This window comes from Peribacillus sp. YIM B13477, from assembly GCF_042787955.1.
GTDB classification, from domain to species: Bacteria; Bacillota; Bacilli; order Bacillales; family DSM-1321; genus Peribacillus; species Peribacillus frigoritolerans.
In genome coordinates this window covers 15192-38258 of record NZ_JBHZPD010000004.1, presented here as the reverse complement: position 1 = coordinate 38258, position 23067 = coordinate 15192, and the positions used below count along the sequence as shown (strand labels likewise).

Here is a 23067-nt window from a genome sequence, read left to right as displayed (position 1 = left end):
ACACCGTTCTATTCGAACGGTGTTCATTTGTAGACAAAAGCGGTTTTATCTAAATTTTGATTAGAGCGGGTGTGCAAGACTCCACACGAAAGGGCGCGTCCAGGGGAGACCCAACGGCGCTGATGGCGGACAGCCCACGGAGAAGCGATTGCCTGTAGGGGAAATCAACTTTCAAAATTTACAAACCGTAAAAAATCTATAGGCAAGGTTTTATCTAATTTCAAAACAAAGTTGATCGGAACGGAAGGTGCGAGACTCCTGCGGGAAAAGCGAGTCGAGGGGTGACCCCGCAGGCGCAAAAGCCCCGAGGGCGGACCGCCCGCGGAAAGCGAGTGCCTGGAGTGGAAATCGACGTTCGAGATTTTACAACCCTCATAAAAACTGCAGACAGGTTTTATCTAATTTCAAAACAAAGTTGATTGGAACGGAAGGTGCGAGACTCCTGTGGGAAAAGCGAGTCGAGGGGAGACCCCGCAGGCGCAAAGGCGCCGAGGAGGCTCCCGGACCGCCCGCGGAAAGCGAGTGCCTGGAGTGGAAATCAACGTTCGAGATTTTACAACCCTCATAAAAACTTCAGACAAACTTGATTTTCATCGAGTTTGTCTACAGTCTGAACACCGTTCTATAAGAACGGTGTTTTTTCAATCCCAGCTCGAAGGCAGCAGAATTACCAATCTTAACTTTTTGAATTTTTCGTCTTTAATGATTATAATGATAGAAAATAGATAAGAGGGTGCAGAAAATGGAACATTTGCCTACTTCATTACTGACGGATATATTGACTGAAAAAATCAAAAGGGATTCAAGCGAGCAATACGGGGATTTTGTCAGCTCGATCAACTCGTTGACAGAAGAACAAAAAACCATGGAGGGCCTCAAACAATTTGACCATCATTTTGATAAGTTCCTGCCACAGCTCGATTTAATGATTTCCACCCAAAACCATGAAGCGATCATGAATATGAAAGCGACGCTTTTGGACCTATTCGCCAATGACTTGACCTTCAAATCCATTTATCTTCTATCCACTGCATTATCCAACAAAAAGGAACTTCCTCATTTGAACCAATTTATGTACCCGGTTTCTTTCTGGGCACCGGTCATCAAGTCGAACGAATTGCTTAAAAACGCAGGCTGATCCAAAAAAACTGCCGAAGGCTAACTTCGGCAGTTTTTCATTTATCCTGAAGTATGTACGGAATCAAACGACATACCCTAATATCTTTAAACGGTTTTCAACAAAACTCAGTGCATATTGAAATACATCATCACGCTCCGGTTCATTGAAGATTTCATGATAAAGCTTCGGCCATTCCTTATATTGCTTTTCACTGGCCAAATTATAATTGAACCACTCACGAACCGCCTTCTTGTTCACGATTCGGTCATCTCCGCCCTGCATCACCAAAAGCGGAACATCCTGAAATTCAGGAATCTCTTCAAAAGCATCCTTCATAGCCTGTGCAAGCTCGCGATACCAGCGAACCGAAACCTTTGTGATATATAAGGTATCGTTTCTATCGGATTCACGAATTTCCGCACTTCTCGTCGCCATTTCAGGTGTCAATCCGGAATCCACCCTGAACTGAGGCATAACGATGTTCAAACCATGCGAGAGCATTGTAAGGAACTTCCGCGGCTTCGTCACGAGGCCCAAGCAAGGAGAAGAAAGAATCACCCCTGCAATGTCCCATTCCTCTTCCTGAAGAAGGCGTATCGAAATCAAACCGCCCATGCTGTGTCCAAGTAAAAAGACCGGCAACGAATATTCATAAGCCTCTTCTATCCAGCTTTTCACTTCGTCCAAATACTCATCAAAGGAATCGATATGTCCCCGGTAGGCGCGAGTAGTCATACCCTGCCCAGGAAGGTCGCCCATGACGACATGGTATCCAGCCGAAAGCCACATTTGTGTTACCCACTTATAACGTCCGTGATGTTCCATTGCCCCATGAATGATGACAATGACGCCCTTTGCGTCTCCTTCTGTCTCCCATTTCCACATTCGAAATCCCCCTTTCACTTTTCACTTGTTGTGTACGATCCATGATAGTTGAAATAATATATATAAATTATAACCATATTCGTGATTTTCGACAAAAAAGAAATCTAACAAGTTGTACATTGCTATTATAAATAGCCAAGTGTATTTGCATACGGTATATTAAAATAATACATAAAAACATTCACTTCGGAAAGGAAATGATTGAAAATGATTATTTATCCGTATAAAGGCAAAGAACCTGAAATTGCTGAAAGCGCTTATATTGCTGAAAATGCTGTCGTCACAGGTGATGTCAAAATTGGCGACGAAACATCAATCTGGTTCAATTCCGTCATTCGCGGTGATGTATCCCCAACCATCATCGGAAAAAAAGTCAGTATACAGGATAACAGCATCCTGCACCAAAGCCCAAATAATCCATTGATTATCGAGGATGAAGTAACCGTTGGACATCAGGTCATATTACATAGCTGTAAAATCCGCAAAGGAGCTTTAATCGGCATGGGATCGATCGTACTTGATGAAGCCGAAATCGGCGAAGGGGCTTTCATCGGTGCCGGCAGTCTCGTTCCCCAAGGCAAAGTCATTCCACCGAACATGTTGGCATTCGGACGTCCAGCTAAAGTCATCCGTGAAATCAATGAAGAAGATCGTCAGGATATGGAACGCATCGTACGCGAATACGCAGAAAAAGGCCAATACTATAAAACGGCGGAACGAATAAAGTAATGCACGAGCACTTGACTGAAAATTACGAGTATTCAACGTAACTCACGAGTATTTGCTCCAAATTCACGAGTAAATCGCTCTAACTCACGAGTATTTGCTCCAAATTCACGAGTAAATCGCTCTAACTCACGAGTATTGCTCCAAACTTACGAATAAATCGCTCTAACTCACGGGTATGGCCCTTAAAGTTTAATTATTTCTTTGGGATTTCTTGAATTATTCCCGCAGACGGCTAAGTTAATCCATAAAAAAGGTGCCCCGCAAATAACGGGACACCTTTTTTTATATGAATTACGCTTGTGCTTTTAATGTTTCTGCTTTGTCCGTGCGTTCCCATGGAAGATCAACATCTGTACGGCCGAAGTGTCCGTATGCAGCTGTTTGTTTGTAGATTGGGCGACGAAGGTCAAGCATTTTGATGATACCAGCTGGACGAAGGTCGAAGTTTGCGCGAACTAGGTCAACAAGGACTTCTTCGCTTACTGTACCAGTTCCGAACGTATCAATGGAGATTGATACAGGCTCTGCCACACCAATTGCGTATGCCAATTGAACTTCCGCTTTGTCGGCAAGGCCGGCTGCCACGATGTTTTTCGCAACGTAACGTGCAGCGTATGCAGCAGAACGGTCAACTTTAGTAGCATCCTTACCAGAGAATGCACCGCCGCCGTGGCGAGCGTATCCGCCGTAAGTATCAACGATGATTTTACGTCCAGTAAGACCAGCATCCCCTTGAGGTCCGCCGATTACGAAACGGCCAGTCGGGTTGATGAAGTACTTAGTATCTGCATCGATCAACTCGGCTGGAACGACAGCTTTGATCACATGTTCTTTTAGATCGGCTTGAATTTGTTCAAGCGTAATTTCTGCATCATGCTGTGTTGAGATGACGATTGTATCTACACGTACAGGACGGTTATTCTCATCATATTCCACGGTTACCTGTGTTTTACCATCAGGGCGTAGGTAAGCAAGAGTTTCATCTTTACGAACTTGAGCCAAGCGGAATGAAAGTTTATGCGCCAATGAAATCGGAAGCGGCATAAGCTCTTCAGTTTCATTACAAGCGAATCCGAACATAAGACCTTGGTCCCCTGCACCGATTGCATCGATTTCTTCATCTGACATGTTTCCTTCACGAGCTTCCAATGCTTTATCGACACCAGCTGCGATATCGGCAGACTGCTCATCAATGGAACTCAAAACGGCACAAGTTTCAGCATCGAAACCGTATTTCGCACGTGTGTAGCCAATTCCTTTAATCGTATCACGAACGATACGCGGGATATCCACGTAAGCGGACGTTGTAATTTCACCAGCAACAAGTACAAGACCTGTAGTTACACTAGTTTCACACGCAACACGTGCATTTGCATCCTTAGCTAGGATAGCATCTAAAATGGAATCTGAAATCTGATCACAAATTTTGTCCGGATGGCCCTCTGTAACAGATTCAGAAGTAAATAGACGTTTCTTTGACATCATATTTCCTCCTTGGAAGTTAGTATGTTGTAGGCATAAGCCTGTTTTTACGGAACTCGTTTCCCTCATTAGTTTCAACTATAGACACAGAATTACTTATAAAAAACACAAAAACCTTCCCTGGCAAATGAGGAAAGGTTTAAAATTCTGTCTTCTATCCTTTCACTCTTATCGTTCAAGGGTTTTTTACCTTGCTCAGGTTAGCACCATCACCACTATTCCTTGAAGACCTTCGCTTTATTTTCGGCGATCGATCTTGGAGTCAAGTTCAATATGGCAGGTTGCTGGGTTTCAAAGGGCCTGTCCCTCCACCAACTCGGGATAAGAGAATCCGTACAATTTAAGATATTATCGTATCTGGCTGGAATTTGTCAATGCTTTTCTAAAAAGAACATTTCCACCCAGAATGGCGTTCATTTGAAAAAACATGTTGATACAACGTCCTAGAGGGGTTTACAACGCAATATACGAATAGAAATGTTGTAAATTGCCATTAATAATAAAGTACTGAATATCTAAAAGGAACGACATCCTGACTTTCCTTTTAGACATATATTGTTTACTTACTTCCTATTTAAATAAATTTTTCCTCATGAAAGTATATGCGATCATCCTGACTCGGTTCCTGCCGGATTAAAATGATTAATGCGGCCAGCTGAAAATAATCACAAATTAAAAGAAATAGTATAGACTAATTAAATGAATGTGTTATACTAATTATAATCTAAAAACTCAAACAAAGGAAGGTACCTCATATATGAATTCTGTAGACGTTTCTAATGAGTTACACCAATTATTAACAGGAAACAATGTGCAAACTCAACTATCAGTTCCTCAATTGGTCGAAAAAGTACTAAGCAGAAATGAAGGCGTTTTAACATCAACCGGCGCGGTAAAAGCTGAAACTGGCAAATATACCGGTCGTTCACCTAAAGATAAATTTATCGTGGAAGAAGCATCCGTTAAAGATAAAATCGATTGGGGTCCCGTGAACCGGCCGATTTCCGAAGATGTGTTCAATAAACTATATAATAAAGTAGTTGACTACCTAAAAGCAAAAGAAGAGATTTTTGTTTTTAAAGGTTTCGCTGGTGCAGACGAATCGTCACGTCTTCCCATCCGTGTTGTCAATGAATATGCTTGGCATAACCTTTTCGCCCATACATTGTTCATCCGTCCAAACGAAGAGGAGCTGAGAGGTCACGAAGCTGAATTCACGATCCTTTCTGCACCTAACTTCAAAGCGGACCCAGAAGTGGACGGAACTACATCCGAAACGTTCATCATCGTTTCATTTGAACGCCGTACGATCCTGATCGGCGGAACGGAATATGCAGGAGAAATGAAAAAATCGATCTTCTCGATCATGAACTACTTACTTCCAGAGGCTGGAATCCTTCCAATGCATTGCTCTGCTAACGTAGGACGTGAAGGGGACGTCGCTTTATTCTTCGGACTGTCCGGTACAGGCAAAACAACTTTATCAGCAGACACTAGCCGTAAATTGATTGGCGATGATGAGCACGGCTGGTCTTCTAACGGCGTATTCAACATCGAAGGCGGCTGCTATGCAAAAACGATCAACCTTTCACGTGAAAAAGAACCGCAAATTTTCGATGCAATCCGTTTTGGTGCTGTATTGGAAAATGTTGTTGTTGATCCGGATACGCGTGAAGCGAACTATGATGACAGTTCATTGACTGAAAACACTCGTGCTGCTTACCAAATGCAAGCAATCGATAACATCGTGAACCCAAGTATTGCAGGACATCCAAATACAATCATTTTCTTAACGGCTGATGCTTCAGGCGTTCTGCCTCCAATCAGCAAGCTTTCCAAAGAACAGGCAATGTTCCACTTCCTAAGCGGATACACTAGTAAATTGGCTGGTACTGAAAGAGGCGTAACTTCACCGGAAGCTACATTCTCCACTTGCTTCGGTTCACCATTCTTACCGCTTCCAGCTACACGCTATGCTGAGATGCTTGGTGATAAAATTGACGAGCACAATGCAAAAGTTTACCTTGTCAACACAGGATGGACTGGCGGTGCATACGGAACTGGAAGCCGTATGAAACTTGCTTACACCCGTGCAATGGTACAAGCGGCGCTTGAAGGTGAATTAGCGAACATCGAAACGATCAAAGATGATATCTTCGGTTTGGATATCCCGCTTCATGTTCCTGGTGTTCCTGATGAAGTGCTTCAACCAATCAAGACTTGGGCAGATCCTGCCGCTTATAAAGAAGCAGCAACAGACCTTGCCGCACAATTCCGTGCAAACTTCAAGAAATTCAAAAGCGTTCCAAGTGAAATCGAAGAACTTGGCGGCCCGACAGCTTAATAAATTGTACACAAAAGGACCAAGCTCTTGCTTGGTCCTTTCAGTTTGTCGGCAGGAAACGTCACTTCCCGAACCATGATTATGGATTACTTTATAAAGTGCCATGGAAGGGGAAATACCTCGTCTACTGTCGAATAAAGTACCAAGTAACCCGAAATACGGCATCTTCGCTCGAAATTACTGCCATACACCCTGAAATATGGCGGCTGCACTCGAATTTACTGCCTTGCACCCGAATACACGTCTACTGTCGAATTCACTGTCTTTCAGCTCGAAATACGCCATCTGTGGTCGAAATTACTGCCTTATAGTACGAAATACGGCGGCTGCACTCGAATTTACTGCCTTATAGCTCGAAATACGCCATCTGCGCTCGAATTCTCTGCCTTGCAGCACGAAATACGGCGGCTGCGCTCGAATACTGCCTTATAACCCGAAATATGGCAGCTGTGCTCGAATAATTGGCTAGCCGAGACTCTGCTAGGATGCTTGAGGTGAGGAGGCTTGACGTACAGGAAGCGGATCTGAAACCAACTGGATCGTTTCCACGTTCTGAAAGGGCCTCGTTCTTGCATGGTCCTTTTTTTCAGTGGAAAAAGGGGACTGTGATAGTCAGTGCCCCCTTAATCGTTATTCCATTATCGATGTTGTCCAAGTTTTTAGATGATCGCTTTATTCCTGTCTTTTTTCATGGACACCGTTTTGTATTGATATATATTGCCCAGGTTTGCCACCGGGATATCTGTTTTAGTTGCATCAATGCAATTGCGTGTATCCAGAACTAATTTATTGCTCATGAGATTCGATAGCTTATCATAATCCATCTGTTTAAATTCATCATGGTCAGTCAGGATAAGTATCAAGTCGGCATCATTTACAGCGTCTTCCACTGATACGACTGGCATCTTTCCAGATTTGACATGCGGGTCATGCAAGGCTACATCCATGTTTTCCATCCCCATCAAGATATTGACGACATCAATGGCAGGACTTTCACGAATATCATCTACATTTCCTTTGTACGCAAGACCGAAAACAGCTACTTTTGGCTTCCGGATCCCCTCTAGCATCATCCTTACGGAATTAACGATGTAATAAGGCATCGATACGTTGGTATCACGGGCCAATTTAATGATTCTAGCATACTCCGGTGCCTTTGCAACGACGAAATACGGATCGACCGCTAAACAATGGCCGCCAACTCCTGGTCCTGGTTGGTGTATATTGACACGAGGGTGTTTGTTTGCCATCGATATGACATCCAAAACATTGATGTCCAGCTCGAAACAGATTTTCGTCAGCTCATTCGCAAGGGCGATATTGACATCCCTGAAGGTGTTTTCCATCAGTTTGGACATTTCAGCCGTTTTCGCATCGGTCTGAATGATCTCCCCTTGAACGAAGGTTTTGTAAACAAGACTTCCTTTATATGAGCATGTTTCGGTGATGCCCCCGACGATACGGTTATTATGAACCAACTCTTCAAGAATCCTTCCAGGTAAAACGCGTTCCGGACAATGTACGAGGAAAATGTCTTTTCCGATGGTAAGGCCCGTCCTCTCGATCATCGGTTTAATATGATCATCCATGCTTCTTGGCGCTATCGTCGATTCGATAATGATGACATTCCCTTTTTTGATAAAAGGAAGAATGTTTGAGGTGGCATCCAAGACATGTGTTAAATCACAGGATTGGTGCATGTCCTTTTTATTTGGAGTAGGCACCGCGATGATGAAAACATCCGCATGTTCCGGGCTTAAAGCAGCTCGGAACTTATTGGAAGTTAGCACTTCTTCTAATACCTCATCCAATCCAGGTTCTTCGATATGGAGCCTGCCGCTATTCAAATTGGAAATAATCTCAGGATGGATATCCACGCCGACAACATCGGCACCGTATTTAGCAAACATTAAAGAAGTTGGAAGTCCGATATAACCAAGTCCGATTGTACAAAGTTTCATATAAACCACTCCTATCTATTTTTCTGCTGTACTCTAATTTGTTAGGCTGTTTGATAGATTTCGATAAAGATTTCCTTCTCTTGTTTCCAATTGTATTTTTGTCGCGCCTTCAGGCAGTTTTGACTCATTTCCGCCCTTTTTTCAGGATGCTTCAATAAGTAATTGACACCTTCGGCAATTGATTTTGGATCATGCGAATCGACACATACACCGATTTTTTCCGTATCGACAACCTTTTGAATTTCAGGAAAGCTGCAGGCAACCACTGGCACACCGCTCATCATGTATTCAAACAATTTATTTGAAGAAGCGGAGTAGTGATTAAAGCAGACATTATTCAATATCTGAAAACCTAAATACGCATTTTTTGTATAATGGAGCAGCTCGTCGACCGGAACCTTCGGCAGGAACTTCACACGATGCTCCAGGTTCATGTCGCTTACTTTCTTCATTAATTCACCCTTGATCCTTCCATCCCCGATAAAAACTACCGTTCCTCCCTCGATCATCGGTACAGCATCAACCAATTGCTCTAACCCTCTGCCCATTTGAACGCCGCCTTGGTATAACAATATCGGTTCATTCTCTGGCAAATCGAGCAGCTCATGCAAATTCACGGCCGTACTTTCCTCCGGATTGGTTGGAATCGGGTAGTTATGGACCACCTTGGGATACAGACCATATAAGTCTTCGTTATACTTAGCTCTCGTATGGTTTTCAGCAATCATTTCATCGACGAACATTAATAGGAATTTCTCCATCATCCCGTAAATTCGGCTATTATATCCCGTTCTGCTCGTTTGTACTTCATGCGAATCATAAATCAGCTTTTTCCTTCTCAGCCATTTACTGCTGATCGCTCCCTGCATGAGCGTATTCAAGTCATTTGAATGATAGAAATCATATTTCCTTTTCCGGCCATGATAGATCATTTGACCAAAAATGTAGCTCCTCGTTAATAGTGTCGGCAGCTTCGTTTTCGTGATGAACATGGTGCCCAGCGCAAGGAGTGCAAATGCACCGAACAGTATTCCCGACCCCACCCAGCCGTTGATCAAGTTCAAATTCCACAATGTATTCCAGATCACTAAGGCAAATAGGGCGATTTCAAACTTCTTTTTCTTCAATTTGCCTACGATCCTGAGAATCTTATTAAGCGCCTCCCAGCGGTTATTCACCCTAGTGACCGAGAAACCATTTTGGTGTTTCTCCTTTTTGGCCAAACCTTCGATTTTCCAGTTATGAATGGCAATTAAATCGACTTCATAACCCGCTTCTGTAAGTGCTGTGCATTCTCTTAGAACCCTCGCATCGTTCGTAAAGTGATTCCACACGAACATACATACTTTCTTCGCCATGTTGTCCTCCACTTCCGGATTTTTCAGCCTGACGCTTCCATCACGTTGATGAGACCTTTAATATTTTTAGACCATTGAAAATGTTGTTTAGCATACCGATGACCGTTTTCTCCCAGTTCTTCACGAAGGGCCGGATCTGAGGCCATTGTCAATATATGCTGACAGATTTCATCAACATTTCTGCTCTCTGCCACCAACCCGCATTTCGCCTCTATGAGCATCTTCTTGGCCCTGCCGTCCACATCACCGACAATGGGTTTTCCGACACACATATAATCGATGATTTTACCAGGCAGGACCTTATTGAAGACTTCTTTTTCAACCAAGCTCACATAGGCAATATGAGACGTTGAAACTTCATGAAGAGTCACTCTTCGATTCATCGCATTAATCATCTTAATATTGGTCAGCCCTCTAGAGCTTATCTCTTTCTCCACTTCGGATATCCGATATCCATATCCAATCATCGAGAACTCGATTTGTTTATGTTCCCTTAGCTTTTCAGCTACGGCTATAAGTTTTTTCAAATCCTGGGCCAGTCCGATATTCCCCGCATAAACGACCTTGATTACCTTTTCCGATACGGGTGTAAGCAAGTTCTTTAACGTCAGCTCATCCGCAGTAAGCGAATTGGGGATGAATTGGATAGCCTCTTCCTTGACTCCCTTTGCAACGATATAATCCCTGAAACCAGGACTATTGATGATAATAAAATCTGAATGCCTATATAGCTTCCTTTCCAGGAAGAAAGCGATTTTCAATACCCACTTATTATTGAATACGCCTACACCTATCAACGATTCCGGCCATAAATCCCTGACATCGGTAATGAGTTTCGCCTTCATCTTTTTCTTGGCGATCAACGCTGCCAATGTAGGGAAGATGGGCGGGGTCGTGGCAAACACATAATCATATTTTTTTTCGAGACGGATGATTGTATAAATGAAAAGCCACATCGCTTCAAGATAATGAAGCAACCGCTTCCCCATATTGCTTGTATACCTCTTCACTTTGTCCGGCTTAATCCTGATGACATCTTCTTCAATGCTATCTTCATCCCAAAACTTTGTATCTTGATATAAACTTTGATTAGGATAACTCGGCTTCAATGTGATGACCGTTACCTCGAATCCGTTTCTTTTCAAATGGAGATATATATTTTTCATTCTATTTCCCGCACTTCCGATTTCCGGATAAAAGTTTTGCACGATCATCAGGACGCTTTTCATATTCGCCTATCACCTCTATTCTGCTTAGCTTACTTCCTGCTTTATATTGTAAATGCCAGATATTAACTTAAGGTTAAAGAAGTATAAAGTCATTATTAATATTGTAAAAATTCTGTTAATAATTGTTTCGTTTTTATATTTCCCCTGAACTTCCCGTTATAATGGGGGAGACATTCAGAAGGGGAGGAAATGAGCATGCCTAAACAACGTATTAAGGTCATGACCGTATTTGGTACAAGACCAGAGGCTATCAAAATGGCACCAGTCGTTTTGGAACTGAAAAAGCATCCAGAAGAAATAGAAACCATCGTGGTGGTCACCGCCCAGCATAGGGAAATGCTCGACCAAGTCTTGCAATGTTTTCAGATAAATCCAGATCACGATTTGGATATGATGAAGGATAGACAAACATTAGAAGAGATTACAACACGAGGGCTTGAAAAATTGAGTTCGCTCATGAAAGAAATAAAACCGGATATCGTCCTCGTACATGGGGATACCACGACAACTTTCATCGCCAGCCTGGCAGCCTTCTATAATAAGATACAGATTGGTCACGTTGAAGCTGGTCTGCGGACTGGTAATAAGTATTCTCCATATCCTGAAGAGATGAATAGGCAGCTGACAGGCGTCATGGCTGATTTGCACTTTGCCCCTACAAATCAGGCGGCAGAGAATCTAATTTTGGAAAATAAAAAGAGTGATTGTATCCATATTACTGGCAATACGGCTATCGATGCTTTGAAAACAACAGTAAATAAAGACTATGATCATCCGATTCTATCTGGTTTGAATGGAGATCGCATGTTATTGATGACAGCGCACAGACGGGAAAATATCGGAAAACCAATGGAAGAAATATTCCGTTCCGTCAAACGGCTGCTTGAAGATTACACGGATACCCAAGTTGTTTTCCCGCTTCATAAAAACCCGGTTGTCCGTGAAATTGCTTACCGGATTTTCGGTGAAACGGAAAGGCTTCACTTAATAGAGCCGCTTGAGGTGCTTGATTTTCATAATTTTGCGGCGCACGCCCATCTCATATTGACAGATTCCGGAGGGGTGCAAGAAGAAGCTCCCTCACTTGGCGTTCCTGTCCTTGTGTTACGCGATACAACAGAACGTCCGGAAGGAATCGATGCCGGTACCCTTTTATTGGCAGGAATTGAGGAAGAACGAATTTATCAATTAGCCTCAGAATTACTTACAAATGAAGAAACCTATAAAAAAATGGCGACAGCTTCCAACCCATATGGAGATGGATTCGCTTCAAAGCGGATTGTCGATATCCTATTAACGCATTGCGAAGTGAAATCCCCCCTTCCATTATAAAAAATCAAATAGAGAGAAAAGCCTGTCACGTAAGCGGCAGGCTTTTTCTATTCAGCCAGATTCTGAAACGGCTGCCTACATTTTCATTAGCGAAGGATTAAAACAAAGTCCAATTTAGATTTGTAAATGTTAAATACATATGTGATGGTTTGGGGAGATTTAACGTTTCATTGAAGTCAATCTATTACCTTGGAGGTGTTGTAATGTTCGGGAAAGATCCCAAGTGTGTTAAATGTGGTAAAGAAATTAAGGGGGACGAAGTCGTTTTTGTGAAAATGCGTTATCCGAAGTGTAAAGGGATGACTGAAATAGAAGCATATTTAAAAAATGAAGGAAGTTTACAAGAGGATTAGTATGAAAAATCAAGTTACCCCCTATTTAATTTTTGATGGACAGCAATAGTCGCATTGGCCTTTTATGCACAAGTATTTCATGCAGAGATTACCGAACTGCAAACCTACGGGGAAGCTGATTTCCCAGCACATGAAGAAGCGAATGACCTTGTTTAAAAATGGCCGAAAATACGCCTTGTATCCCCGGCCATTTTTAATAGGTATTCGTCCGCTGAACACTCCATCAAAAAATATGAAAATAATTAAGGACATTTTTTCCAATCAATAAAATCGTGACGCAAATGAATAAGATACGGACATAGGAAGCACCTTTCTTTATGGCGAAGTTCGTTCCTACCAATGCTCCCGCGACCATTGCAAGACCCATCGGGATTCCATAGGCAAAATTGACGGTCCCCATAGATAAAAAAATGATAAGTGCGGCAATATTGCTTCCAAAATTCAATATTCTTGCATTCCCGGCAGCCTGGACAAAATCAAACCCAATGATCAGAAATGAAAATAATAAAAAGGAACCTGTGCCTGGTCCAAGAAAACCATCATAAAAACCAATCGCAAATATAATGATTATCAATAGAATCATTTTCTTCCTTGTCAGCCCTTTATACTTTGCGTCTTTACCCCAATCCTTTTTTACCAACGTATAAATCGCGACAATGACCAGCAAGATCAAAATGAGGGGCTTCAATATCTCTGCGGAAACGAAATGTACAACGTATGCTCCTAACGCCGCTCCAATCACGGTGATCGGAAACAGCTTGATGACGAATTTGAAATCCACTTTTCCAGCCCGAATGAATGAAATCGTACTCGTTAAAGACCCCATGGTACCCGCCAGCTTGTTAGTGGCAAGTGCCGCTGAAGGCGATATGCCCGTGAACAATAAAGCAGGAATGGAAATTAACCCGCCCCCGCCCACTACGGAATCGATGAATGCGGCAATAAAACCCGCAAGTACTAAAAATAGCAAAGTATAGAGATTGATATCCTCCATGTATTCCCCTTCTTTCAAAAGCACTATCTAAAATGCCATTACTCATTTTTCATCCAAATAATCGAATAACCTTTCTTCTGAAATGACCGTGAACCCATGCCTCCTAAGCAAAGCCGCGGTCACTCCATTCCCGACCTTCTTCTTCCCCTTGAATTCCCCATTATATATCGTGGCACTCCCGCAGGATGGACTGTTTTCTTTTAAAACGACTAACGTCGCCCCTACCTCCTGGGCTTTCAATAACGTAAGATTCGCTCCCTTTATGTACAATTCCGTTACATCCCTGCCCGACTTTTCGATGATCTTCGCTTTTCCATCAAGGACATCCCCACCTTCACCGCCAACTATCTCAGCAGGTTCCCTCGGTGTCGAAAAACCGCCAAGCAACTCAGGACAAACCGCTATAGCCTTTTTCTCCCTCATCAATGCCATAATTCCTTCATCCAAGCTGTGGGTACCATTGTATCTAACCTCAAGGCCCGCTAAACAAGAACTCACCAAAATCATCAAACCACCCCGCCTCATGCACTTTACACCATTTTACCACTCTTTTCGTGACAATCATTTCGAAGATTGAATATCCGCCAGGGATTCTACGCTGATAAAATCCCGTTTTGCTTGGGTCGGATTTTTTCCACACAGGCCGAATTATCCGCACATCTGTCGAATTCCGCCAAAACAAAAAAAGCGCTTGCAGCGAGGCGATTCCCGGCAAGCGCTTGTCTATTTAGTTAGTTGAATTCAGTGATAGCAGTTGGTACGTAATGATGGTCTTTTCACTGGTCCATTCAATTTTTTGGATAACGGCTGTTCCGCTTGAATCAGATTGGATCGTTTTGCGGACATCGATTGGAATATCGATAGGGTATAACCTGTAACCAGCTTTCGCCAGCCGAAAAATGTTTTCTTCTTCACGGGTTTCGTTCCCTTTAGTAACGATCATGGTATTTAGCTCCATAGGCATGCCCATGTGTATCTCCTCCTCTTGCCAATATACTTAGTATATCCTTCATTCTATCATTATTCGGTTTTACTTTTCATCCAAGATGTTAAATCTTCGACTACTTTTCTGTTTACGGCAGGCGGGAAGTAATGCGTGAATTGAGGGAAATACCAGCTTTCGACCTCTTTGTCATGCATTTTCAACCTTTTTTCCAGCCGGTATGCGTGTTCTATGGCGACATTGTCATCTTTTTCACCATGTATGATCAAGACGGGTACATTCAAATCATCAATCGCAAACAATGGTGTACGGTATTCATATTGATCCGGGCATTTTTTAGGTGTTCCGCCGATGACACGCTTCATCATCCGACGCATATCGACCCGTTCGACATATGTTAAAAACATATCCGACACACCTCCCCATGTAACGATCGACGCTGCGTTCCTGCAGTATATCCCAGTCCAAAGGGCCATGATTCCGCCACGGGAGAATCCGAGGATATGAATGTGATCCTTGTTCACTCGGGGATGCTGTTCAAGAAGATTGAATCCTGATATCGCATCGAATCGATCTTCGCCTCCAAAATCCTCATCTCCCTCCCCGCCTTGATTTCCACGGTAAAAAGGAGCAAAAACGATGAAACCTTCTACAGCATACTGCACGATCCTTGCAGGCCTCACCTTGCCGACATTTTTAATCCCGCCGCGCAAATATAAGAAGGCGTCATGGATTTCGCCATCAACCGGTTCAGCCAGCAACCCCTTTACCTTCAAGCCTTGTGATATGTACGTAACTGAATAAAGATGGATTCGTGGATGCGGTGATGGAAACCGCTGTTTTGAAATAATCGTTCCGTTCTCCAATTTCCACTCTCCTTTCTCTCTATTCTTATTGTAAAACATCCGCTTGTTTTTATCCCCTGAGAGGATTCACATTTTTTTCTTCCGTTCATACGATAATGTAGGCAAAATACCCATATATCAAGGAGGAAGGCATTTTGAAAAAATGGTGTAAAGCAGGTGTCGTATTTTTACTTCTGTGCGTGCTGGTGATCCCGCTTGGCGCATGCGGCAACAAAGAACAGGAAACAACGAAGGTAAGGGTTGCCGAAGTAACCCGCTCCCTTTTCTATACACCGCAATATGTCGCGATCGAAAAAGGTTTTTTTAAAGATGAGGGCCTCAGCATTGATTTGAAAACGACGGCAGGCGGCGACAAGACGATGACCGCGCTTCTTTCTGATGGAGCGGATATTGCTCTCGTTGGCTCCGAAACATCGATTTACGTTCAGGCACAAGGCTCGAATGACCCCGTCATCAACTTCGCCCAATTAACACAGACGGATGGAACGTTCCTTGTTTCACGTGAAAAAATTGACAACTTCAATTGGGATATGCTGAAAAACTCTACATTCCTAGGCCAGCGTAAAGGCGGAATGCCGCAAATGGCCGGAGAGTTCGTATTGAAAAAACATAACATAGACCCGAAAAAAGATTTGAACCTCATCCAGAACATTGATTTCGCGAATGTCGCAACTGCCTTCGCTTCCGGAACCGGCGATTTCGTTCAACTGTTCGAACCAACGGCCAGTGTGTTTGAAAAAGAAGGAAAAGGCTATATCGTCGCTTCTTTCGGCACCGAGTCCGGTCATCTTCCATATACAGTTTATATGGCTAAAGAAAGCTATTTGAAAGAAGACAAAGAGACTGTCGAAAAATTCACGAGGGCTTTGAAGAAAGCACAAGATTGGGTTCAGGAAAACGATGCTGCCGAAATTGCCGAAGTCATTCAGCCGTATTTTGAGGATACCACTCTCGAGACGATGGAAACAGTCATCAACCGCTACAAAGAACAAGGATCCTTTGCCACCGATCCCATTCTTGATGAAGAAGAATGGAACAATCTTCAAAACATCATGGATGAAGCAGGCGAGCTTCCAACACGTATTAGCCATGAAGAGCTGGTCAATACCGACTTTGCTGAAGAAGTCACAAAATAACATAGCAAAAGGTAAGGAGGATGTCCGATGAGCTTTTTAAAAATCCAAGACATTCACCATACTTATTTTTCAAACCAGACGGCAGCGACCGCACTTGCGGACATTTCCCTCGACATTGAAAAAGGTGAATTCGTCTCTTTTCTAGGTCCGAGCGGCTGCGGAAAAACCACCCTGCTTTCCATCATCGCCGGGCTCTTTCCGCCCACTTCAGGAAAGATCCTGCTAGAAAACAAACCGCTGAAAGCCAACAGCGACCTTTCAATCGGCTATATGCTGCAGCAGGATTATCTATTTCCATGGAAGACGATAGAAGAAAATATATTATTAGGATTGAAACTGATAAAAAAAGATGAAGGACTCGAGAGAATAAAAACGCTTAAACTTTTAAGTGACGTTGGATTGGGAGACACCGGAAAATTATATCCGCGCGAACTATCGGGAGGAATGAGGCAAAGGGCTGCACTGGCACGGACACTGGCAGTCGACCCAAAAATCCTTTTGCTTGATGAACCGTTTTCAGCTCTTGATTACCAAACCAAGTTGAAGCTGGAAGACCTTGTTTTTGAAACCCTGAAATCCTTCGGAAAGACAGCCGTGCTCGTCACCCATGATATCGGTGAAGCCATTGCGATGAGTGACCGCATCTTTCTGTTTTCCGCAAATCCGGGAAGCGTGCACAAAACCTTCAAGGTGCCCGATGAATTGCGTGAACTCACGCCTTTCCATGCACGCAACCATCCGCAGTATCCAATGCTATTCCAAACGATCTGGAAGGAGCTTGAGAGCCTTGAATATTGAACAGCTTCATAACCAATATAAAACCTCATTAAAAAAAGAAAACAGGCTCATTCGCTTTTATCAGATCCTGATTTTCATCGTTTTTTTCAGCAGTTGGGAACTTTTATCCAGGAAGGAACTGATCGATCCGCTCATCTTCAGCTCCCCAACTAAAGTGTGGCATCTTTTCATACAGAAACTGGGTGATGGAACCCTGCTATCCCATTCCGGAGTGACGCTATTCGAGACCGTTCTCGGCTTTATCATAGGGACACTGCTTGGAACCATCCTGGCATCCCTGCTTTGGTGGTCGCCAAGATTATCCAAAACACTTGATCCTTATCTCGTCATTTTAAATGCGATGCCGAAAGTGGCACTCGGCCCCATCATCATCGTAGCATTCGGCCCTGGATTTCCATCCATCATCTCGATGGGGGCGATCATCTCCATCATCATCACCACCATCGTCGTCTACACCGCATTTCGCGAAGTGGACCCGAACTACCTGAAAGTACTCCAAACTTTTGGCGCCACAAGAACACAAGCTTTTCGGGAAGCCATATTACCCGCCTCCTTCCCAACGATCATCTCGACATTGAAAGTGAATGTCGGCCTCTCCTGGGTCGGCGTCATCGTAGGGGAATTCCTTGTTTCGGCCAAAGGACTCGGCTATCTAATCATTTATGGCTTTCAAGTCTTCAACTTCACCCTTGTAATGCTTGCCTTGATGATCATTGCCGTCTTTGCCACAATCATGTATCAACTAGTCGAACTTCTCGAGCGAAAATTAATCAAAGACTGACCAAACTGCCGATAACCCTCGGCAGTTTTTCACTCATGCTAAGTTAAAACATGAATTTAGTTGGTTTCGGCGATTTACTCGCGAGTTTCGGACTTTTACTCTTGAGTTTCTACCATTTACTCATGAATTCCGCCGATTTACGAGTGAATTCCGCCAGCTTACTCGTGAATTCTACCGTTTTACTCGTGAGTCGGACTTTTACTCGTGGGTTTTCGCGATTTACTCGTGAGTTTCGGACTTTTACTCGTGAGTTTTCGCGATTTACTCGTGAATTCTACCGTTTTACTCGTGAGTTCCTGTATTCACTCGTTTCTTTGCAAAGTGCCATCATCCAGTCTCGATAAGCTCAAAGGTACAATCTCATCTTTCATGATGAAGCTAAACTCCTCACCGAGTACATCCGGCAATGATTCCATAAAGATCGGGCCTTCCGTTTCCAGGTAATTCTGTTTCTTCTCTATTTCACGCAATTCGGCATAGTATATTGATTTAACGAATGGCTTCACTGGATCATGCACTTTATATTGTCCCAAAAATTGCAGCTGGCCCACCAAGCCTCCCGTTTCTTCATAAACTTCCCGTATGGCCGTTTCTTCAATGGATTCCCCTGCTTCCCGTTTACCGCCAGGGAACTCGAATCCCCTTTCTCTGTGTTTGGTCAATACCCACCTGCCCTTATATCGGCTTAGCACAAAAACATGCCAAGGCTCTCCAAAGACAGGACTCTCTGAGAATTCGACCTTATATCCGTTCTTATCAAGAAATCGTTTCATTTTTCCCCTTCTCTCCGTATAAGAAATGGTGCTATGCTCCTTGTTTCATTATATGGGTAAAAAAAATCACTATCCAGCGGGAATCTGAATTACATCAAAAAAACGATGGACCCTCAATATTCGAGGCCATCGTCTGTTGGTTTTGCCTGTAGTATTCCCATGCTTTCTATATGCCGTCTTCCTTCTTCAGTACCCAGGGCGTAAATCATTTCGTAAATTTTTTGAAGGGTGATATCCTGCTTATCATTTTCACGGTCAAAATGATATTGAAGGTATGGGACATGTGCCCGGTAAAAATTTTCTTCCCCTATTGAATAATTGTAATCAAATAATTCACGTAATTTGATGATTTCATTATCTGTCGCCTCGATTTCGAAGTTCCATGGAGAACTTTCCCTATCTTGTGATATCTGGCCATTCGGAAGCCAAATGTAATATTTTTTCCTGTCTTCAGACACATTCATCCACCCTTTCCATATATCCTACGCTTATTTTTCACGTATTTCCCCACTTCATACAATGGAAAATTTTGTTTACAGAAGAACAAAGATGTTAAATAATAGATTAAAGTATCTTTCAAAGGGTAAAACATATAATAAGCGCAAGCATCCCTTAAGATTTTTATATGCACCCAGAGGTTTTTTTGATAACCTACATATAAAGAGATAACGGATTTCTAATAAATGTGAGGTGAAAGTTTTGAAGTTAATTGAAGAATTATACAATATGTACCGTGATAAGATGACTGGTGATGAAGAAGATATTGATATGCTTACGTTTGCGGTTCTGGAACAGCTTGACCGCAAGGAAATTTTCGAATTGCTTCAAGAGATGGATGATCAGGAACTAACCAATTTAATGGGCCTTTACATTATTGAAACGTTAAAAGGGAAGTTTGCTCAAAATAGTATGAGCGACACGAAACCTACACATTTTCCGCCTAGGAATATTCATTAAATACATACCCTGTCAGGTGTCCCTCTTTTGATGGATGCCTTTTTTATAGGTTTAACCAAAAAAAAAGCCCTACCGAAGCAGGGCTTTTCCTAAATCTTAATGTCCTAAATACGCACGCAGCATCCAAGCATGTTTGTTTAAGCTTTTCTTCATGCCTGTCAGCATATCGGCCGTAACCGGATCTTCTTGTTCGGCAACTTCGATGATTTCCAGGAACTCTTCGGAAAGCTTTTCAAAATCACTTATGACGCTTTGGACCATATCTTCTGTATTTTCATTACCTGTCGCTTCTTCGATCGTCGTTAATTCCAAGTACTCTTTAAGGGTGGCAACCGGCTTTTCACCAATGGCCAATAGTCTTTCAGCCAATTCGTCATAGTTGGATGTCACTTCTTTATATAACTCTTCCAATTTTTGGTGCAGTTCAAAGAAGTGCGGTCCATTCACGAACCAATGGTAATTATGAATTTTCGTATAAAGAACACTGAAGTTTGCAATTTCCTTATTCACTAAAGTTCCTAATTTTTTCTGAGCCATAAATATCTACCTCCGTAAGTTGGTTATACCTTTATAATTCCCTCTATTCGAAAATTGAAACATTATCTGACCCGGTACTTATGCTAAAATGAATCTAAATTGTGAACGTTAGGAGCTGTAAAGTATGATTACGGTTTTAGTTATCTCCATTATTGTCATTCTGATTGTATTGGCACTATCGGTCTTAACCATCGGAAAAGGATACAGCTACAAGCATACAGTGGATCCGGTCAAACCTTTGCCAGAGGATGAGGGAAAAAAAGAAGAACCCGAAAAATGAAAAAAGTTCCTGTCACAAATGGACAGGAACTTTTTTATTAACCGAAAACTTTATGAAGATCTTCTTTATCTTGTGCAAGCCAGAAATTCATTAATTTCTTAGCTCCTTCAAGATCATGCAATTTTGCTTGGCCGCATTGTTTTTCGTTTGCAGCAGGAATTTCGGTAATTGTAACAGCATCCTTGAATGTATCTTCAAGAACATCGATGATTTCCGTCACAGTCGGCTCGCCGCTGACCACAAGGTAATATCCTGTTTGACATCCCATTGGCGAAATGTCGATAATATCAAAGTGATCGAAGCGCTCGGAATGCTTACGGATATTGAATGCAAGCAAATGTTCCAGGGTATGGATCGTGTCCGGCTTCATCGCTTGTTTGTTCGGCTGGCAAAAACGGATATCAAATTTATTAACAACACCGTCTGTTCCTACCTTATGGACACCGCAATGTCTAACATATGGGGCTTTAACAGCGTTATGATCTAATTCAAAGCTTTCAACTGAAGGCATTTAATTCACTCCTTAATTGTATGTCATCTCTATTTTACCTTGAATAACAATATATTTCATCCTTTAAAATTAATTCTCATTATATCAATCGGATTGCCAATAGGCTCATTCCTTTTTTACCCTTTTGGGAAATTTAGAAAATATGCTATAATTGAGGGTAGTCAATTTACTCGAAAAGAGCTGAAAGCATCGTGCTGAAAAAAATAGTAATGGGAGTCATCCGTTTTTACCAAGTTGCCATTTCTCCATTAAAACCGCCCACCTGCCGTTTTTATCCAACTTGTTCCCATTATGGTTTGGAAGCGGTCAATCGTTTCGGACCTATAAAAGGAAGCTGGTTAGCACTCATCCGGATTCTTAAATGTCATCCGTTTCATCCTGGGGGCATTGACCTTGTTCCCGAAAAAAAAGAAAAAAGTAAGGACCAATAGAAAAAACCCTTGCTTTCCTTTGCAATCTTTTGTATCATACAGAAGTCAAATCGTAATCATTTCGTTTTTACCATATAAAATTCAAATCGTAATCAATACGAATTATAAAGGAGCATATCATATGAAAATTCGAGCATTGCTCTCCCTTTTCCTTGTTACTGCGGTATTTCTGTCAGCCTGCGGCAACTCAAAGGGAGAATCGAGTAAAGAAGAAACCAAGGATGCCTTGGATATATATACGACGGTTTACCCTTTACAATACTTCACTGAGGCCATTGGCGGGGAGTACGTGAATGTCGAGACTGTTTATCCTCCAGGAACGGATGAACACTCATTCGAGCCTTCTCAAAAAGATATTGTGAAAATGGCTGAGTCAGACCTGTTTTTCTATATTGGCTATAATCTTGAAGGCTTTGTAACCAAGGCTGAACCAATTCTAAGCAAAGAAGGCGTCAGCACAATTGCGGTGGGCGAAACGGTTCATCTTGATGAAGAGGAGCATGAGCATAAAGACGAACATGCACATGAAGAAGAGCATGCAAATGAAGAAGAGCATGCAAATGAAGAAGACGGTCATGACCATGGGGGCGTTAACCCGCATTTGTGGTTAGATCCCGTCTATTCCATTGACATGGCTAAAACCATCAAGGACGAATTAACGAAACAAATGCCGGAACAGGAAGAATATTTCAACAGCCATTTCAATGAGCTTTCCGAAAAGCTTGAGGCACTTGATGAAAAATTCGCGACGACGATCGAGTCGGGCCGTACCAATAAGATCATCGTTTCCCATTCTGCATATGGTTATTGGGAGGAACGCTACGGATTGGAACAAATTGGCGTCACGGGACTAACGTCTTCAAACGAACCTTCTCAAAAGGAACTGGGGAAAATCGTAACCATGGCTGAAAAAGAAGACTTGAACTATGTCATCTTTGAGCAGAATATCAGTTCTAAACTTACCGAAATCATCCAAAAGGAAATGGGAGCGAAATCACTTGAGCTCCATAACCTTTCCGTGTTGACGGATAATGATATCGAAGCCGGCGAAGATTACTTCAGTTTAATGGAAAAAAACGTCAAGACACTGCAAACTGCCTTGCAATAGACGAGAAAGAAGCGGCTCCCTTTGGATTCGCTTCTTTTTTGTACTCGGCACTCTAAAGAGTTCTTTTTCATTTTGTCAGCATATTTGAGTTGGAGTTTCGGTTCCTGACAAAGCATGATAGCCTCCTGTTCTAGAGCAACTATGATAAGCTTTAATCAT

At 42.5% G+C, this 23067-nt stretch carries 25 protein-coding genes and 1 riboswitch; of the genes, 12 read left to right on the top strand and 13 right to left on the bottom strand.

The features are described 5' to 3' along the window. The first annotated feature begins 742 nt into the window (after nt 1–742). Complete coding sequence (locus tag ACFX4H_RS14105) at nt 743–1138, top strand: hypothetical protein (RefSeq protein WP_377435662.1); 396 nt, start codon at nt 743–745, stop codon at nt 1136–1138. Nucleotides 1139–1201: 63 nt separating this feature from the next. Here ACFX4H_RS14105 and ACFX4H_RS14100 read toward each other — a convergent pair whose 3' ends face one another. Continuing rightward, nucleotides 1202–2005 (bottom strand): alpha/beta hydrolase, encoded by an 804-nt coding sequence (locus ACFX4H_RS14100; RefSeq protein ID WP_034310569.1) that lies wholly within the window; start codon nt 2003–2005, stop codon nt 1202–1204. A 210-nt stretch (nt 2006–2215) separates the two neighbouring features. Here ACFX4H_RS14100 and ACFX4H_RS14095 point away from each other — a divergent pair, with 210 nt between their 5' ends. Then, entirely contained in the window at nt 2216–2734 is a 519-nt protein-coding gene (locus ACFX4H_RS14095) for a gamma carbonic anhydrase (RefSeq protein WP_063592423.1), read from the top strand. Between the two features lie 291 nt (nt 2735–3025). Here the strand turns inward: ACFX4H_RS14095 and metK are convergent, their stop codons facing one another. After that, nucleotides 3026–4219: a methionine adenosyltransferase gene (metK, locus tag ACFX4H_RS14090; RefSeq protein WP_034310567.1), complete on the bottom strand. Its 1194-nt coding sequence runs from the start codon at nt 4217–4219 to the stop codon at nt 3026–3028. Nucleotides 4220–4381: 162 nt separating this feature from the next. Then, nucleotides 4382–4544: riboswitch (SAM riboswitch) on the bottom strand. Nucleotides 4545–4973: 429 nt separating this feature from the next. Here metK and pckA point away from each other — a divergent pair. Continuing rightward, a complete protein-coding gene (pckA, locus tag ACFX4H_RS14085) occupies nt 4974–6560 on the top strand; it encodes a phosphoenolpyruvate carboxykinase (ATP) (RefSeq protein WP_034310564.1) in 1587 nt (528 codons plus the stop codon). Between the two features lie 659 nt (nt 6561–7219). Here the strand turns inward: pckA and ACFX4H_RS14080 are convergent. From ACFX4H_RS14080 to ACFX4H_RS14070, 3 genes are read right to left on the bottom strand one after another with little or no spacing between them, the layout of a single operon-like run. After that, nucleotides 7220–8521 carry a nucleotide sugar dehydrogenase gene (locus ACFX4H_RS14080; RefSeq protein WP_328138800.1) on the bottom strand — a complete coding sequence of 434 codons (1302 nt, stop codon included), beginning with the start codon at nt 8519–8521 and terminating at the stop codon, nt 7220–7222. Nucleotides 8522–8562: 41 nt separating this feature from the next. Next, the gene (locus ACFX4H_RS14075; RefSeq protein ID WP_377435661.1) at nt 8563–9879 is read right to left on the bottom strand and encodes a glycosyltransferase; all 1317 of its coding nucleotides are present in this window, start codon (nt 9877–9879) and stop codon (nt 8563–8565) included. A gap of 23 nt (nt 9880–9902) precedes the next feature. After that, nucleotides 9903–11108 carry a glycosyltransferase family 4 protein gene (locus ACFX4H_RS14070; protein ID WP_063574846.1) on the bottom strand — a complete coding sequence of 402 codons (1206 nt, stop codon included), beginning with the start codon at nt 11106–11108 and terminating at the stop codon, nt 9903–9905. Between the two features lie 195 nt (nt 11109–11303). Between ACFX4H_RS14070 and wecB the strand changes: the two genes are divergently transcribed. Both wecB and ACFX4H_RS14060 read left to right on the top strand, forming a co-directional pair. Next, nucleotides 11304–12440 (top strand): non-hydrolyzing UDP-N-acetylglucosamine 2-epimerase, encoded by a 1137-nt coding sequence (wecB, locus tag ACFX4H_RS14065; protein ID WP_377435660.1) that lies wholly within the window; start codon nt 11304–11306, stop codon nt 12438–12440. Nucleotides 12441–12643: 203 nt separating this feature from the next. After that, a complete protein-coding gene (locus tag ACFX4H_RS14060) occupies nt 12644–12793 on the top strand; it encodes a Fe3+ hydroxamate ABC transporter substrate-binding protein (protein WP_377435659.1) in 150 nt (49 codons plus the stop codon). Nucleotides 12794–13016: 223 nt separating this feature from the next. On the opposite strand, the gene ACFX4H_RS14055 is transcribed toward ACFX4H_RS14060, so the two are convergent. The 4 genes from ACFX4H_RS14055 to ACFX4H_RS14040 all read right to left on the bottom strand — a co-directional run bounded on the left by ACFX4H_RS14055 (nt 13017) and on the right by ACFX4H_RS14040 (nt 15596). Then, nucleotides 13017–13787, bottom strand: coding sequence for a sulfite exporter TauE/SafE family protein (locus ACFX4H_RS14055; protein ID WP_063589846.1), 771 nt, complete (start codon nt 13785–13787; stop codon nt 13017–13019). 42 nt (nt 13788–13829) lie between these two features. After that, nucleotides 13830–14294, bottom strand: coding sequence for a 2-thiouracil desulfurase family protein (locus ACFX4H_RS14050; protein ID WP_054400595.1), 465 nt, complete (start codon nt 14292–14294; stop codon nt 13830–13832). Nucleotides 14295–14514: 220 nt separating this feature from the next. Then, nucleotides 14515–14757 carry a DUF2584 domain-containing protein gene (locus tag ACFX4H_RS14045; protein ID WP_034310541.1) on the bottom strand — a complete coding sequence of 81 codons (243 nt, stop codon included), beginning with the start codon at nt 14755–14757 and terminating at the stop codon, nt 14515–14517. A 50-nt stretch (nt 14758–14807) separates the two neighbouring features. Next, a complete protein-coding gene (locus ACFX4H_RS14040) occupies nt 14808–15596 on the bottom strand; it encodes an alpha/beta hydrolase family protein (protein ID WP_241637359.1) in 789 nt (262 codons plus the stop codon). Between the two features lie 134 nt (nt 15597–15730). On the opposite strand from ACFX4H_RS14040, the gene ACFX4H_RS14035 reads away from it, so the two are divergent. From ACFX4H_RS14035 to ACFX4H_RS14025, 3 genes are read left to right on the top strand one after another with little or no spacing between them, the layout of a single operon-like run. Then, a complete protein-coding gene (locus ACFX4H_RS14035) occupies nt 15731–16732 on the top strand; it encodes an ABC transporter substrate-binding protein (protein WP_377435658.1) in 1002 nt (333 codons plus the stop codon). Nucleotides 16733–16759: 27 nt separating this feature from the next. Continuing rightward, entirely contained in the window at nt 16760–17530 is a 771-nt protein-coding gene (locus tag ACFX4H_RS14030) for an ABC transporter ATP-binding protein (protein ID WP_057279181.1), read from the top strand. Next, on the top strand, nt 17520–18311 hold the full coding sequence (locus ACFX4H_RS14025; protein ID WP_223255909.1) for an ABC transporter permease: 792 nt from the start codon (nt 17520–17522) through the stop codon (nt 18309–18311). Before ACFX4H_RS14030 ends, ACFX4H_RS14025 begins: the two co-directional genes overlap by 11 nt. 302 nt (nt 18312–18613) lie before the next feature. Here the strand turns inward: ACFX4H_RS14025 and ytkD are convergent, their stop codons facing one another. Together ytkD and ACFX4H_RS14015 are read right to left on the bottom strand one after the other, a co-directional pair. Beyond that, entirely contained in the window at nt 18614–19084 is a 471-nt protein-coding gene (gene ytkD, locus ACFX4H_RS14020) for an RNA deprotection pyrophosphohydrolase (protein WP_377435657.1), read from the bottom strand. A gap of 113 nt (nt 19085–19197) precedes the next feature. Beyond that, nucleotides 19198–19548, bottom strand: a complete 351-nt coding sequence (locus ACFX4H_RS14015; protein WP_034310527.1) for a hypothetical protein — start codon at nt 19546–19548, stop codon at nt 19198–19200. A 226-nt stretch (nt 19549–19774) separates the two neighbouring features. Here ACFX4H_RS14015 and ACFX4H_RS14010 point away from each other — a divergent pair, with 226 nt between their 5' ends. Next, nucleotides 19775–20041: a DUF6154 family protein gene (locus ACFX4H_RS14010; protein WP_370020242.1), complete on the top strand. Its 267-nt coding sequence runs from the start codon at nt 19775–19777 to the stop codon at nt 20039–20041. A 96-nt stretch (nt 20042–20137) separates the two neighbouring features. Here the strand turns inward: ACFX4H_RS14010 and ACFX4H_RS14005 are convergent, their stop codons facing one another. Beyond that, nucleotides 20138–20578, bottom strand: coding sequence for a Dps family protein (locus tag ACFX4H_RS14005; RefSeq protein WP_063589839.1), 441 nt, complete (start codon nt 20576–20578; stop codon nt 20138–20140). Between the two features lie 124 nt (nt 20579–20702). Between ACFX4H_RS14005 and ytzI the strand changes: the two genes are divergently transcribed. Beyond that, a complete protein-coding gene (ytzI, locus tag ACFX4H_RS14000) occupies nt 20703–20858 on the top strand; it encodes a YtzI protein (RefSeq protein WP_034310518.1) in 156 nt (51 codons plus the stop codon). 37 nt (nt 20859–20895) lie between these two features. Here ytzI and ACFX4H_RS13995 read toward each other — a convergent pair whose 3' ends face one another. Further along, entirely contained in the window at nt 20896–21369 is a 474-nt protein-coding gene (locus tag ACFX4H_RS13995) for an S-ribosylhomocysteine lyase (protein WP_034310515.1), read from the bottom strand. A gap of 209 nt (nt 21370–21578) precedes the next feature. Here ACFX4H_RS13995 and yidD point away from each other — a divergent pair, with 209 nt between their 5' ends. Together yidD and ACFX4H_RS13985 are read left to right on the top strand one after the other, a co-directional pair. Further along, complete coding sequence (yidD, locus tag ACFX4H_RS13990) at nt 21579–21800, top strand: membrane protein insertion efficiency factor YidD (RefSeq protein ID WP_206758824.1); 222 nt, start codon at nt 21579–21581, stop codon at nt 21798–21800. Between the two features lie 121 nt (nt 21801–21921). After that, the gene (locus tag ACFX4H_RS13985) at nt 21922–22908 is read left to right on the top strand and encodes a metal ABC transporter solute-binding protein, Zn/Mn family (protein WP_377435656.1); all 987 of its coding nucleotides are present in this window, start codon (nt 21922–21924) and stop codon (nt 22906–22908) included. Nucleotides 22909–23067 lie beyond the last annotated feature (159 nt).

Coding starts and splice junctions, on each gene's coding strand:
- ACFX4H_RS14005 (WP_063589839.1), bottom strand. CDS start 20,578: ATGGCTCAGAAAAAATTAGGAACTTTAGTGAATAAGGAAATTGCAAAC.
- ACFX4H_RS14015 (WP_034310527.1), bottom strand. CDS start 19,548: ATGAATGTGTCTGAAGACAGGAAAAAATATTACATTTGGCTTCCGAAT.
- ACFX4H_RS14080 (WP_328138800.1), bottom strand. CDS start 8,521: ATGAAACTTTGTACAATCGGACTTGGTTATATCGGACTTCCAACTTCT.
- ACFX4H_RS13995 (WP_034310515.1), bottom strand. CDS start 21,369: ATGCCTTCAGTTGAAAGCTTTGAATTAGATCATAACGCTGTTAAAGCC.
- ACFX4H_RS14045 (WP_034310541.1), bottom strand. CDS start 14,757: ATGGGCATGCCTATGGAGCTAAATACCATGATCGTTACTAAAGGGAAC.
- ytzI (WP_034310518.1), top strand. CDS start 20,703: ATGATTACGGTTTTAGTTATCTCCATTATTGTCATTCTGATTGTATTG.
- ACFX4H_RS14060 (WP_377435659.1), top strand. CDS start 12,644: ATGTTCGGGAAAGATCCCAAGTGTGTTAAATGTGGTAAAGAAATTAAG.
- ACFX4H_RS14070 (WP_063574846.1), bottom strand. CDS start 11,108: ATGAAAAGCGTCCTGATGATCGTGCAAAACTTTTATCCGGAAATCGGA.
- ACFX4H_RS14105 (WP_377435662.1), top strand. CDS start 743: ATGGAACATTTGCCTACTTCATTACTGACGGATATATTGACTGAAAAA.
- metK (WP_034310567.1), bottom strand. CDS start 4,219: ATGATGTCAAAGAAACGTCTATTTACTTCTGAATCTGTTACAGAGGGC.
- pckA (WP_034310564.1), top strand. CDS start 4,974: ATGAATTCTGTAGACGTTTCTAATGAGTTACACCAATTATTAACAGGA.
- ACFX4H_RS14030 (WP_057279181.1), top strand. CDS start 16,760: ATGAGCTTTTTAAAAATCCAAGACATTCACCATACTTATTTTTCAAAC.
- yidD (WP_206758824.1), top strand. CDS start 21,579: ATGGGAGTCATCCGTTTTTACCAAGTTGCCATTTCTCCATTAAAACCG.
- ACFX4H_RS13985 (WP_377435656.1), top strand. CDS start 21,922: ATGAAAATTCGAGCATTGCTCTCCCTTTTCCTTGTTACTGCGGTATTT.
- wecB (WP_377435660.1), top strand. CDS start 11,304: ATGCCTAAACAACGTATTAAGGTCATGACCGTATTTGGTACAAGACCA.
- ACFX4H_RS14050 (WP_054400595.1), bottom strand. CDS start 14,294: ATGATTTTGGTGAGTTCTTGTTTAGCGGGCCTTGAGGTTAGATACAAT.
- ACFX4H_RS14075 (WP_377435661.1), bottom strand. CDS start 9,879: ATGGCGAAGAAAGTATGTATGTTCGTGTGGAATCACTTTACGAACGAT.
- ACFX4H_RS14055 (WP_063589846.1), bottom strand. CDS start 13,787: ATGGAGGATATCAATCTCTATACTTTGCTATTTTTAGTACTTGCGGGT.
- ACFX4H_RS14100 (WP_034310569.1), bottom strand. CDS start 2,005: ATGTGGAAATGGGAGACAGAAGGAGACGCAAAGGGCGTCATTGTCATC.
- ytkD (WP_377435657.1), bottom strand. CDS start 19,084: ATGAAACGATTTCTTGATAAGAACGGATATAAGGTCGAATTCTCAGAG.